Genomic DNA, 12,403 nt, shown 5'->3' with positions numbered 1-12,403 from the left:
GCCCAGATCTGGGCCTCTGCGTCATGGCCGACAAAGAGGGCTGTCCTCGGGTTCAGACCGATGGGGCGTTCGACGGTGGTGTTGTCAAGCTCGATCCGGCCAACGGTCAGGAACAGGCGGAGGCCGTTGCAGTATCTCGCGATGCGGGTCGGCCTTGCGCCGAGGGGCGACTGCCTCGGGACAGGGGCGCGATGCTTGGAGGGTCCTTCCTCGAAGTCGCCGATGGACGGCACCGAACGCACGTGTCTTGCGGCGAGACGCGCAGTGGGATCGAGGCCGGGGATGCGATGCGATGCGATAGAGCCCACCAATGCGCTGTGTGCATTCTCGGCGATTGGTGCGGAGCCGGTCCCGGCGATCTTCACCAGCCTGCGCCTGGCACACACCCAAGGATAGCCAGCCTGATCTCGGGATCCAGGTGTAACCGGGATAGCTGTCCTCCTGCGGGGCGCCACCAGAACCTTGCAGGATGCGCTCGGCCTGTTGGCCACCGCGTCCCGCTGCAGAGCAGGAGGCTACACCGGGCGGTGCCCCGCCGCCTGATGGACGCTCGTCCCGTTCCAGGGTCCAGGAAGCACCGGTTTTCGCTCTCCGCCGCCCCGGGCCGAGCACCGGGGCGCGGGTCGCGTCCCTAAAGAGCTTGGACGAGCGCTTCAATCCGCCATCAGCGCATCAAAGACCGGCCGCAGCTCGAAAACCCGTTCTTCACCGGCACCGCCAGCCCGTCGTGCCCTTTGCGATAGTCCACAGGCTTGGTCGCGACCCATATTGCCGCGAACTCGACTTCGTCTTCCGGGGCTGCCAGCACGAGCTTGCCCGGCCGGGCCAGGGGCCGCCAAGTCGATCACCGGGCGCCTCGACGCCGTGCTGACGCGCCACAGCGGCCACGGTCACACCGGGCGCAGGGTTTTGGCCACGGATCCGCGCCTTCACGGCATCAGGCCATTTGCGGCCGCGCCGAGCGCTCCTCGGTCCACGAGACCCTTCAATAGGGCATCCATCGAGACACTCGCTCCGGATCCACTCCGAGCATCAGAAAGCCGCGCGGCAGCTGGGGCCAGACCACCGGGTACGGCGCGCTGCGGGAGGTCGACGAGAAACCGCGCGGTCGCCTTATGGGGCGGTATCGGTTCGAGCGGCAACTGGCGACGGCGCCCGGGATCGAGGCATCCGGAATCCGGCAAGGACGGATTCGGTTGTGGTCCGCCACACGGTTCCTTGCCTGCTGGCTTCCTGCGCCTTGACGCTGGCGTCGAGGGCACAGCGCGAAGAAGGCGCGGCGCCGATCCTCAGCGAAGGCCCCGGGACGTTTGCCGGATGACGGCGATCTGGGCATAGCCGCGGAAGAGCACGCGATGGGTTGCCTCGCCGCCGGTCTCGGCCGCGATGCGACCCACGACCCCGGCGAGGTCGGTGCGGGGCTCCACATGGAACCGCGCAAGCCAGGCCCGAAGCCCCTTTCCGAAAGCCTCTGGCAGTCCCGCCTGATCGTGAAAATCGACGATGTGCAGCGTACCGCCCGGGGCCAGATGGCGCACGGCTTCGCGGATCGCCTCGGGCCAGTCGGGTATCATCGAAAGCGCGTAGGAAATTGCGATCCGGTCGAATGCGCCGGTGCCGAACAGCGATTCGGGATCGAAGCGGCGCGCGTCGCCCTCGGCCAGCAGCGCCCGACCGTTCAGCCGGGCCGAGGCGGTGCGCAGCATCTCGCGCGAGATGTCGAGCCCGAACAGCCGCCGGCCGGGATAGCGCGCGCCGATCCGGGCGAGGTTCCGGCCGGTGCCGCAGGCAATCTCCAGCACCCGGCCCTTTGGGGGTGGGGCGAGATCGGCGATCAGCCGGTCGCGGCCCAGCAGGAACCAGGCCCGGGTCGCATCGTAGATCAGCCGCTGATGCCGGTAGGTCGCATCCATCAATGCCGCGTGCTCGGGCGTATCGGTCATCGGGTCAGCCCCGGAGCCGGTAAAGATGGACCGCCCCGTAGATCGCCGACCTGTCTTCAGCCGAGCCGCGGCGCGACGCCCCGGTGTCATAGGTCCAGCGCCCCAGGATCGCGTCGGGCACCCGGCCGGGCAGGATGTCGGGTTCGCCGCCGGTCCGGAACAGCACCCGCGCGCCCGGCGCCGCGGCCCGGGTCAGTTCGGTCCAGAGCGCGGTCAGCTGGGCATCGGTCATCCAGTCCTGCGCATCGAGCAGCACCGCGCAGTCGACCGACCCCGCGGGGCGTTCGGCCAGATAGTCGGTGACCGAGCGGTTCCTGACCGAGACGCGTCCGGCCATCGCGCGCACCGTTTCGAAGGCGGCGGGGTCGAGGTAAGGCGGTACCGCGCCTCCTGCGACCCCGCCATAGCGCCGTTTGCAGGCCTGCCAGATGAAGTAGTTTTCGGCCACGGGAAAGTCGCAGAAAAGCTTGCGCACGCGTTCGCGCAGCACCGGGATCACGTCGCCACCGCCATCGGCGGCCAGCTTGTCGTGCTGGGCGGGCGGAATGCCCAGCCCGAACAGCGCCGCCCGCCGCCGCGCCAGCGCGCGGACCAGCGGCCGGTCGAAAAGCGGGCCGACCTCGGTTTCGAAGAAGCGGCGCTGATCCTCCAGGCTTTGGGCCGCAAGAAGCCGGTCGAAATCGGCCCCGCCCAGCCGCGCCACCAGCCCGGCCGCGCCGAGGAACCGGCCCAGCAGGCCATGGCGATAGGCGCCGCGCGCGAAGATTTCGATCCGGCGGCGGCCGAACACCCGACCCTCCCACCAGGCCCGGGATGCCGCGTCCAGATGCGGTGCCAGATACCTGTCATAGGCCCGGACGTTCGACTGGCGGTCGGCCGCGCCGAAGAAGGTGAAGAACGCCGCCTGATCCGGCAGGTGCAGCGCCGCCGCGCGCTTGAGGCTCAAAAGCGCGACATGGGCGGGCGACAGATCGACCGCGGCCACTTCGGCCGGGCGCCGGGTGAGATAGGACATGACGTTGCAGCCGCCCGAGGCGATGCAGACCACCCGGTCGCCCTCTGCCAGATCCAGCGCCGCCATGTCGGCGACCGGGTCCTCCCAGATCTGAACATAGACCAGCCCCTGAAAAAGCCGCGAGAAGGCCCGTTCCAGCAGGCCCGTGGCGGAGAGGGCACGGTTCTGGTGGACGGCCGCGCCGAGCTGGGCTTCGACCGATGCGGGGGGAACAGAGATATCGCTCATGCCGCCTCGCGGTCCTGGCCGCGGCGACGCCCGCCCAGCAGGCGCAGACGGTCGCGGTGCAATGCCCGGGCCCGCATCTCGGCGGCCCAGTCGATCAGCTCGAACCGGCCGTCCGGATGCTCGATCACGGCGGTACAGCTTTCGACCCAGTCGCCGCAATTGACATAGGCGAGCCCGTCGACGGTCGACAGCTCGGCCTTGTGGATATGGCCGCAGACGATGCCGTCATACCCGCCCCGGCGGGCCTCGGCGGCCAGCACGTTTTCGTATTCGCTGATGTAGTTGACGGCCTGCTTGACCTGCTGCTTGGCCCAGTTCGACAGCGACCAGTAGGGCCCGCCCCAGATCCGCCGCGCCCGGTTCAGAAGGGTGTTCAGCCCCAGCGCCGCCCCGTAGGCCCGGTCGCCCAGATGCGCCAGCCACTTGGCGTGCATGACGATCGAATCGAACTGGTCGCCATGGGTGATCAGATAGCGCCGCCCGTCGGCCGCCACATGGACGGCCTGGCGCTTGACCTCGATGCCGCCGAAATGGGTGCCCAGATAGGCACGCAGCATCTCGTCATGGTTGCCCGGGATGTAGACGATCTCGACCCCGCTCCGGGCGCGGGCCAGGATTTCCTGCACCAGGTCGTTATGGGTCTGGGGCCAGTGCCAGGTGCGTTCGAGCCGCCAGCCATCGACAATGTCGCCCACCAGAAAGATCCGCTCGGCGCTGTGATGCGACAGGAAATCGAGAAGCATCCCGGCCTGACATCCGCGCGTTCCCAGATGGATGTCAGAAATAAATATGGTGCGACATTCCATAGCGGGACCCATGATGTAGACTCCATTCGGAACCGGATACCCGGTTCGTGCAACATCCATGTGACGCGGGCCCGCATCGGCCTGCGGCGGAATCGTCGCAATTCGGCCCGGGGGGAGCCCTAGCGCAGCCAGATCTCGACCCGGCGATTGAGCCGGTGTGCCATCGCTTCGGGCAGCCGGTCTTCGGGCAGCCCGCCCGTGCAGGCCAGCGGCAGCAGGGCGCCGAATGCCACAACTTCCAGCCGGACCCGGCCGAAATCGGCGGCCGTCGCCGCGGCACGCAGGGCGTCCCGCACGGCCTCGGCGTCCTTTCGGGCCAGCGCGCGGTCGGCATCGGGACCGTCCCCGCCATCGGCAAAGCCCGCAAGGATCAGGGTGTGGCCGTCGAAGGTTCCGGCTTCCAGCGCCCGCGCCAGAGCCTCGATCCCAGACTGCGACAGGGCTTCGTCCGTTTCGGGGCCGGGGCGGACGGTTTCGGTCAGGCGCACCGCGCCGCGCAGAACCGACATCATCCGCTGCAACTCTGCCAGACCGGACCCGGGCGCGGCCTCGGCGATGGCCAGGGCCAGCCGGTCGCCTTGCCGGGCAAGCGGGATTTCCTCGCGCATGAGATCGGCAAAGCCCGCCCGTCGCATCGCGATCTGGGCCGCGGGCGTGGCAAGATAGTCGAGGAAGGCCCCGGCAAGCGACGGCAGCTGCGGTGCGCCGAGGTAAAGGAAAAGCGGCACCACGAAAGGGTAGTCGCCGGTCTTGATGCCTTGGCGCGAGGCCAGAAGCCGGGTGCCGCATCCGGCGGCCAGCGGCACCTGAACCGCGCCGCCGAGCGCCGAGAGCCGGGTCAGTCCGACCCCCATCGGGTCGGCCGCCACCGCCCCCGAGACCGCCGCCGCATCGGCGTGCTGGCGCGCCGAAGAACCCGGCGCCTGTCCCTCCAGAAGCCGCGCCTCGGGGGTCCGGCCGAGCCCTGCGCCGGGCCGCGGCAGATGGGGCGTCACCGGGGCTTCCGCCCCGCCGATCCGGGACCAGTCGACGATCTCGCCGGTCAGCAGCCCGCGGAGGGTTTCAAGCGTAAGGCCGCGCCCGGGGTCCCCCATCCGGGTGTCTGGGGCCACCACCGGCACGATGGCGTCGAGCGCGATCAGCCGGCGGCGGTGGCTTGCGGAAAGGTCTCCAAGCCCGGCTTCGCGTCCATGGGCGACCTCTTCGGGCAGGATGGCGCGGTCGGCCATCGCGATATCGGCGCCGCCGGTCAGAAGATCGGCAAAGCCCTCGCCGGTGCTGCCGGTGGTCAGGGCGATTTCGGCACGCAGCGTCCCGTCGTCCGGGTCGCGCAGCCGGAACAGACCCCGCCGCCCGTCGGCAGCCCGCTCGACCGTCATCCCGCGTGCGGCAGCGAAGCCCTCGATCAGGGCGGGCATCGCGACAGCGCCAAGCACAGGCGTCCCCGAAAGCGAGAACCGGGCGACACGCGCCTCGGCGCCGGGACAGGCGGCGCCCTTGCAGGTCACGGCATCGGCGTTGACCGCGAGCGGGCCATAGATCGTGTCGAGCCGATAGGTCCCGCCGTCGAAGTCCAGCAGGTGGCCGCCGATCTCGACCGCGCCGTCGCGCGACATCAGCGTCACGTCCCCGGCCAGGGCGGGCCGGGCGGCCGGAAGGCACAGCGCCGCGCAAAGCAGGATGCCGGGCAGACAGCGCATGTTCAACCGGACCGCATTGCCTTTGTCGGGCCCGAGTGTCGGGTCTGGCGGCGCCGATTTCAACCGGTCGGGTTTCAATCGGCCGGGCGGACGGCCGCCGGTCCTAGACCAGCTGACCGTGGCAATGCTTGAACTTCTTGCCCGACCCGCAGGGGCAGGGATCGTTGCGGTTCGGGTTGCCCCAGGTCTCGGGGCGGCTCTCGTCGAAACCGGGGGCCGCAGAGGTCAGCGCCGCCGGGGCGGGTTCGGTCCCGTCCGCGGGCGCGTCGGCATGCGAGGGCTGGGCCTGTGCCGTCGCCTCGGCCAGCCGGGCCTGCTGTTCGGCCAGTTGGCGGATCATCTCGTTCCGCTCGTCTTCGGTCAGCGGCCGGATCTGTCCGAGTTTCTTGGTCACATCCTCGCGCAGGCTGTTCAGCATCGATTCGAACAGCGCGAAGCTTTCGGTCTTGTATTCGTTCAGCGGGTCGCGCTGGGCGTAGCCGCGGAAGCCGATGACCGAGCGCAGGTGTTCGAGCTTCAGCAGATGTTCGCGCCACTTGGTGTCGATGGTCTGCAGCAACATCTGTTTTTCGATGTTGCGCATCGCCTCGGGGCCGAACTGCGCCGCCTTCGAGGCCATCGCCTTGTCCGAGGCATCGGCGATCCGTTCGGCGATGGTCTCGTCGTCGACGCCCTCTTCGTCGGCCCAGTCCAGGATCGGCAGATCGAGGTTCAGCGACTCGGCCACCGCGCGCTGCAGGCCCTCGGCATCCCATTGATCGGCATAGGACCGCGGCGGGATATGGGTCTCGACCAGATCGTCGATCACCTCGTGGCGCATGTCCTGCACGATATCCGACAGGTCGTCCGCTTCCATGATCTCGCGGCGCTGGCCGAAGATGACCTTGCGCTGGTCGTTCATCACGTCGTCGAATTTCAGCAACTGCTTGCGGATATCGAAGTTGCGGCCCTCGACCTTGGCCTGGGCCTTCTCGAGCGACTTGTTCACCCAGGGGTGGATGATCGCCTCGCCATCCTTCATCCCCAGCGTCGACAGCACCTTGTCCAGCCGTTCCGACCCGAAGATCCGCATCAGGTCGTCTTCCAGCGACAGGAAGAAATAGGACCGGCCCGGATCGCCCTGACGGCCCGAGCGGCCGCGCAGCTGGTTGTCGATCCGGCGGGATTCGTGGCGTTCGGTGCCCAGCACGTAAAGACCGCCGGCCTCGAGCACCTTCTGTTTTTCTTCGGCATGCTCGGCCTCGATGCGCGCGCGCACCGCGTCGGGATGGGCGGTCGGGTCGGCGTCGAGCGCCTCCATGACCTTCATCTCGGCATTGCCGCCCAGCTGGATGTCGGTGCCGCGCCCGGCCATGTTGGTGGCGATGGTGACCGCGCCGAAGCGGCCCGCATCGGCCACGATCTGGGCTTCCTGTTCGTGGTGACGCGCGTTCAGCACGTTATGCGGGATGCCCTGTGTCTTGAGCATGTCCGACAGCATCTCGGATTTCTCGATCGAGGTGGTGCCGACCAGAACCGGCTGGCCGCGCCCGTGGGCGTCCTTGATCGACTCGACGATGGCCGCGTATTTCTCGGTTGCGGTGCGGTAGACGGCGTCATGCTCGTCGATCCGGGCGATGGGGCGGTTGGTCGGGATCTCGACCACGCCAAGCCCGTAGATCTGCATGAATTCCTCGGCCTCGGTCGCGGCCGTCCCGGTCATGCCCGCAAGCTTGTCGTACAGCCGGAAATAGTTCTGGAAGGTGACCGAGGCCAGGGTCACGTTCTCGGGCTGGATCTGGACGCCTTCCTTGGCCTCGATGGCCTGGTGCAGCCCGTCGGACAGCCGCCGCCCGCGCATCATCCTCCCGGTGAATTCGTCGATCAGCATCACCTCGCCGTCGCGCACGATGTATTCCTTGTCCTTCAGGAACATCTTGTGCGCCTTCAGCGCCTGCTGGGCGTGGTGGACGATGGTCGTGCTTTCGGGGTCGTACATCGACTGCCCCTCGGGCAGGATGCCCATTTCATGGAGCCGCTTCTCCATGAACTCGTTGCCTTCTTCGGTGAAGGTCACGTTGCGCATCTTTTCGTCGAGCTTGTAATGCTCGTCGGTCAGGTCGGGCACGACCTTGTCGAGGGTCATGTACAGCTCGGACCGGTCCTGGCTCGGCCCCGAGATGATCAGCGGCGTGCGCGCCTCGTCGATCAGGATCGAGTCGACCTCGTCGACGATGGCGTAATAATGCCCGCGCTGGGCCATGTCCTTCAGCTCGGACTTCATGTTGTCGCGCAGGTAGTCGAAGCCCAGCTCGTTGTTCGTGCCGTAGGTGATGTCGGCGCGGTAGGCCGCGCGCTTTTCGGGTTCGGGCTGCCACGGATAGACGACGCCCGTGGTCATGCCGAGCATGGCATAGACCTTGCCCATCCACTCGGCGTCGCGCTTGGCCAGATAGTCGTTGACGGTGACGATATGCACGCCCTCGCCGGTCAGCGCGTTCAGATAGGCCGGGAAGGTCGCGACCAGCGTCTTGCCCTCGCCGGTCTTCATCTCGGCGATATTGCCCCGGTGCAGGAAGATCCCGCCCACCAGCTGCACGTCGAAGGCCCGCAGCCCCAGCGCCCGGCGCGCGCCCTCGCGGCAGTTGGCGAAGGCCTCGGGCAGGATGTCGTCCAGCGCCTCGCCCTCGGCGACACGGCGGCGGAATTCCGCGGTCTTGGCCTTCAGCCCGTCGTCGTCCAGCGCCTGAAACTCGGGCTCCAGCGCGTTGATCCGGGCGACCAGCGGGCGCACCTTCTTGACCAGCCGGTCGTTCCGGGTCCCGAAGACCTTACGGGTGAGTGTTCCGATGCCCAGCATGTTCTCTCCGCGCGGATGCGTATCTGACAGGATCTTGTACGACGGACCGCTTGCCCGCCTGAGAATGCGGCAATAGAAGTGGCCAAGGAAATAAGGCCGACCCCGAGAACCAGTTGCGATGTAAGGGGAGGCCGGAATGGTGTCAACGCCGCCAAGTGCCCGGCGAGAAGGAGAGCCCCATGACATTTGCCCTCAAACCGCTTGCCGCGCTGACCCTCGCGGCGGGGATGGCGCTGCCCGCGCTGGCCGCGGATATCGGCCCCGACACGGTCGTCGCGCGGGTGGGCAATCAGGAGATCACCATCGGGCACATGATCGTGCTGCGCGCCCAGCTTCCGCCCGACTATCAGCAGCTTCCCGACGACGTGCTGTATCAGGCGGTGCTCGACCAGCTGATCCGCCAGACCGCGGTGGGCGAGGCCATCGGGACGGACCTCTCGAAGGGCGCGAGCCTCGCGCTTGAAAACGAACGCCGGTCCTTCGTGGCGGGCGAGGCGCTGTCGCGCGTCGCGGAAGAGGCCGTGACCGACGAGGCGGTGCAGGCCGCCTATGACGCGGCCTATGGAGCCGCGCATCCGATCAACGAATACCATGCCGCGCATATCCTGGTGGAAACCGAGGACGAGGCGAAGGCGATCGAGACCGAGCTGGCGAACGGTGCCGATTTCGCCGAACTCGCCAAGGAGAAATCCACCGGTCCCTCTGGTCCGAATGGCGGCGATCTGGGCTGGTTCTCGGAAGGGATGATGGTCCAGCCCTTCGAGGAGGCCGTGGTTGCGATGAATCCGGGCGAGGTTTCGGCCCCGGTGCAGACCCAGTTCGGGTGGCACGTCATCAAGCTTTACGAAAGCCGGTTGAAAGACGCCCCGGCGCTGGACGATGTCCGCGGCGATCTGGTGCAGAGGATCCAGCGCGAGGCGATGGAGCAGGCGCTTGAAAAATACACCGAAGAGGCAGACGTCACCCGGAACGAGATCGAGGTCGACCCGGCGATCCTGAAAGACCAGTCGCTGCTCGACCAATAGGTGCCAATCCAAGAGGGACAGATGGCCAAGGACAAGAAGAACAAGGTCGATACGGGCGAGACCAAGAAGAAAAAGGCCAAGATCAAGCCGCTGAAGCGCGAGATCGAACGCCTGCGGGCGCAGCTGGTGGCGGTTGCCGAAAAGGTTCCCGCCAAGACGCCGGTGATCTCGCCGCTCGCCCCCGAGGCCGGGTTCCCGGCGCTGCCGGTGATCGAGGGTGCCGAATTCGCGGCGGCCGAGGCCGGGGTGCGCTACAAGGGGCGGCTTGACGTGATGCTGGCCCGGCTGGCCCCCGGCACGGCCGTGGCCGGCGTCTTTACCCGGTCGGCGACGCGCTCGGCGCCGGTTCTGGACTGCGAGGCCAAGATCGCGGCCAAGCCCGGACAGAAACAGTGCGCGGCGATTCTGGTGAATTCGGGCAATTCCAACGCCTTCACCGGCGCCGCCGGGGCCGAGGCCGTCTCGGCGCTTTGTGCCGCCGCGGCCGAGGCCGCCGGTGTGCCAGAGGCGCGGGTCTTCACCGCCTCGACCGGCGTGATCGGCGAGCCGCTGCCGCATGAGCGGATCTCGGCGGTTCTGGGCGATCTGGCGGCGCGGCTGTCGCCCGAGGCGCTGCCGCTGGCCGCGCGGGCGATCATGACCACCGACACCTTCCCGAAGGGCGCGACCGCCACGGTCGAGATCGACGGACAGCAGATCCGCATCGCGGGCATCGCCAAGGGCTCCGGCATGATCGCGCCCGACATGGCGACGATGCTGGTCTACATCTTCACCGATGCGAAGATCGGCCAGCCGCTTCTGCAGAAGATGCTGGGCAAGCTGACCGACGAGACCTTCAACTGCATCACCGTCGATGGCGACACCTCGACCTCGGACACGCTGATCGTCGCGGCCACCGGCAAGTCGAAGGTGCCCGAGATCACCGATCTGCGCAGCTCGGCAGGGCGCGCCTTCCAGGAGGCGCTGAAGGGCGTGATGCTGGATCTGGCCCATCAGGTGGTGAAGGATGGCGAGGGCGCGACCAAGTTCGTCGAGGTCGCGGTGACCGGCGCGGCCAGCCCGGCCGATGCCCGCAAGGTGGCGATGTCGATCGCCAATTCGCCGCTGGTCAAGACCGCCATCGCGGGCGAGGACCCGAACTGGGGCCGGATCGTGATGGCCGTTGGCAAGTCGGGCGCCAGGGCCGACCGCGATCTTCTGTCGATCCGCTTTGGCGAGATCCTCGTCGCCGAAAAGGGCTGGGTCGCCGAAAGCTATGCAGAAGAGGTGGGTGCCGCCTACATGACCCGTGAGGAGCTGGTCATCGGGGTGGATCTGGGCCTTGGCAAGGGCGCCTCGACGGTCTGGACCTGCGACTTCACCAAGCGCTACATCGAGATCAACGCGGATTACCGGTCGTGAAGATTGTCCTCGTGGCCGCCGTGGCCCTGATCGATGCGGATGGGCGGGTTCTTCTCGCCCAACGCCCCGCGGGCAAGGCCATGGCGGGCCTTTGGGAATTTCCCGGCGGCAAGATCGAGCCGGGCGAGACCCCCGAGGCCGCGCTGAAGCGTGAGCTGAAGGAAGAGCTTGGCATCGACACCTGGGAAAGTTGCCTCGCGCCGCTGAGCTTCGCGAGCCATTCCTATGAAGATTTCCATCTGCTGATGCCGCTGTTCGCCTGCCGCAAATGGCAGGGCCAGCCCCAGCCCCGCGAGGGTCAGGTACTGAAATGGGCGCATGCGCGGGATCTGCGCGATTTCCCGATGCCGCCGGCCGATCTGCCGCTGATTCCGGTGCTGCAGGATTTGCTGTAGCAACGCACGGGGCCGCGCATCGGCCCGGCCGTTCTGGCCCTGTTGCCATGGCTCTTCGGAAAGAATGGCTTCAGGCGCTCCATTTGCGTCTCGGACAGCCAGTAGAGGTTGCTCATCGGTCAGGTCTCCTTGCGAGGCCTGAATCACGCGAACCGCCCGAAATCAATGGGTCTGGACCCTAAGCCGACGGATCGGCGTCGTAAGAACTGCGCTTCGCGGATGCCGGGCGCGGTGAAGGCTGCGGATTCGGCGATCGGAAGAGAAGTTCGCTCAGAAGACCTTCACACCTCGGAAATGCCGCACAATGCTTGAATGGCCGGTCTCGAGACGCCGCGGTGCGGCATCGGCGCCAGGAACGAATGTCGGCTTCGGGCCGGACTCGACGGGAGTTGCCAGGACGCCGCGGCCGTCCCGAAGCCGCGAACGGCATGGTCAAGGCGGTGGGACAACTGTTCAAATTTGCGGTTCGCTACGAATTCTGCGACCGGAATCCGGCGGCGGAGGTCGAATATCTTCACCCGAAGAACGCGGACGGTCTCCATTCTTGGAGCCTGGAGGAGATCGCGGCTTACGAAGCAAGGCATCCGGTCGGGACGATGGCCAGGCTAGGTCATGTTGACAAATGGCGGACCCAGAGACGGATCGACGTGATGTCAATGAAGCCGAGGAAGCTCTCAGCGGTCTTGTCGTAGCGGGTCGCGACACGCCTGGCGTTCTTGAGCTTGTTGAAGCAGCGTTCGACCAGATTACGCAGGCGATACAGCGAGCGATCGACACCAATGCGCTTCTTGCGGGACTTGCGCATCGGTATCACGGGCAGGACGTTGCGCGCCTCCATGCCGTTTCTGATCTTGTCTGCATCGTAGCCGCGATCTGCGATGAGCACGCTCGGGCGGGGCAGATTATCCGCCATCACCAGATCGAAGCCGAGACAGTCTGACGTTTGGCCAGGCGTGATCTCTGTCCTCATGGGAAATCCGGTACAGCTTCTTCTCGTTCATGATCATCCCCTTGCGCTCCAGCATGATGCCCACGCGCCGATAGCCGAAGC

Annotated in this window: 8 protein-coding genes and 2 pseudogenes; 3 read left to right on the top strand and 7 right to left on the bottom strand. The window is 67.2% G+C overall.

What is annotated here, in order from left to right; translation table 11 throughout:
• Positions 1-20: 20 nt before the first annotated feature.
• The 6 genes and pseudogenes from DSD19_RS22740 to secA form a co-directional block, all read right to left on the bottom strand.
• Positions 21-657: pseudogene (locus tag DSD19_RS22740) on the bottom strand (transposase); the annotation flags it as partial.
• Between the two features lie 632 nt (positions 658-1,289).
• Complete coding sequence (locus tag DSD19_RS09620) at positions 1,290-1,943, bottom strand: class I SAM-dependent methyltransferase (protein WP_075784198.1); 654 nt, start codon at positions 1,941-1,943, stop codon at positions 1,290-1,292.
• Positions 1,944-1,947: 4 nt separating this feature from the next.
• Positions 1,948-3,186: a DUF3419 family protein gene (locus tag DSD19_RS09615; RefSeq protein ID WP_113669431.1), complete on the bottom strand. Its 1,239-nt coding sequence runs from the start codon at positions 3,184-3,186 to the stop codon at positions 1,948-1,950.
• Positions 3,183-3,992 (bottom strand): UDP-2,3-diacylglucosamine diphosphatase, encoded by an 810-nt coding sequence (locus DSD19_RS09610; protein WP_113669430.1) that lies wholly within the window; start codon positions 3,990-3,992, stop codon positions 3,183-3,185. The genes DSD19_RS09615 and DSD19_RS09610 overlap by 4 nt, the downstream gene beginning before the upstream one ends.
• A gap of 119 nt (positions 3,993-4,111) precedes the next feature.
• Positions 4,112-5,692 (bottom strand): substrate-binding domain-containing protein, encoded by a 1,581-nt coding sequence (locus DSD19_RS09605; protein ID WP_113669429.1) that lies wholly within the window; start codon positions 5,690-5,692, stop codon positions 4,112-4,114.
• 103 nt (positions 5,693-5,795) lie between these two features.
• Positions 5,796-8,531 (bottom strand): preprotein translocase subunit SecA, encoded by a 2,736-nt coding sequence (gene secA / locus DSD19_RS09600; RefSeq protein WP_113669428.1) that lies wholly within the window; start codon positions 8,529-8,531, stop codon positions 5,796-5,798.
• Between the two features lie 179 nt (positions 8,532-8,710).
• Here secA and DSD19_RS09595 point away from each other — a divergent pair, with 179 nt between their 5' ends.
• Genes DSD19_RS09595 through mutT form a run of 3 tightly spaced genes read left to right on the top strand, consistent with a single transcriptional unit; the run spans position 8,711 to position 11,352 of the window.
• Positions 8,711-9,556, top strand: coding sequence for a peptidylprolyl isomerase (locus DSD19_RS09595; protein WP_113669427.1), 846 nt, complete (start codon positions 8,711-8,713; stop codon positions 9,554-9,556).
• 21 nt (positions 9,557-9,577) lie between these two features.
• A complete protein-coding gene (argJ, locus tag DSD19_RS09590; RefSeq protein ID WP_113669426.1) occupies positions 9,578-10,957 on the top strand; it encodes a bifunctional glutamate N-acetyltransferase/amino-acid acetyltransferase ArgJ in 1,380 nt (459 codons plus the stop codon).
• Positions 10,954-11,352 (top strand): 8-oxo-dGTP diphosphatase MutT, encoded by a 399-nt coding sequence (gene mutT, locus DSD19_RS09585; RefSeq protein WP_075784204.1) that lies wholly within the window; start codon positions 10,954-10,956, stop codon positions 11,350-11,352. Before argJ ends, mutT begins: the two co-directional genes overlap by 4 nt.
• Positions 11,353-11,962: 610 nt before the next feature.
• Here the strand turns inward: mutT and DSD19_RS09575 are convergent.
• Positions 11,963-12,331, bottom strand: a pseudogene (locus tag DSD19_RS09575) (IS5 family transposase); the annotation flags it as partial.
• Positions 12,332-12,403 lie beyond the last annotated feature (72 nt).

This window comes from Rhodovulum sp. BSW8, from assembly GCF_003314725.1.
Taxonomy (GTDB): Bacteria; Pseudomonadota; Alphaproteobacteria; order Rhodobacterales; family Rhodobacteraceae; genus Rhodovulum; species Rhodovulum visakhapatnamense.
The sequence above is the reverse complement of the archived record's forward strand: the minus strand, read 5'-3'. Positions and strand labels throughout refer to the sequence as shown.

What these genes read in the sequence shown, in the direction of transcription:
- DSD19_RS09620 (WP_075784198.1), bottom strand. Translation starts at nt 1,943, where the DNA reads ATGACCGATACGCCCGAGCACGCGGCATTGATGGATGCGACCTACCGG.
- DSD19_RS09615 (WP_113669431.1), bottom strand. Translation starts at nt 3,186, where the DNA reads ATGAGCGATATCTCTGTTCCCCCCGCATCGGTCGAAGCCCAGCTCGGC.
- DSD19_RS09610 (WP_113669430.1), bottom strand. Translation starts at nt 3,992, where the DNA reads ATGGAATGTCGCACCATATTTATTTCTGACATCCATCTGGGAACGCGC.
- DSD19_RS09605 (WP_113669429.1), bottom strand. Translation starts at nt 5,692, where the DNA reads ATGCGCTGTCTGCCCGGCATCCTGCTTTGCGCGGCGCTGTGCCTTCCG.
- secA (WP_113669428.1), bottom strand. Translation starts at nt 8,531, where the DNA reads ATGCTGGGCATCGGAACACTCACCCGTAAGGTCTTCGGGACCCGGAAC.
- DSD19_RS09595 (WP_113669427.1), top strand. Translation starts at nt 8,711, where the DNA reads ATGACATTTGCCCTCAAACCGCTTGCCGCGCTGACCCTCGCGGCGGGG.
- argJ (WP_113669426.1), top strand. Translation starts at nt 9,578, where the DNA reads ATGGCCAAGGACAAGAAGAACAAGGTCGATACGGGCGAGACCAAGAAG.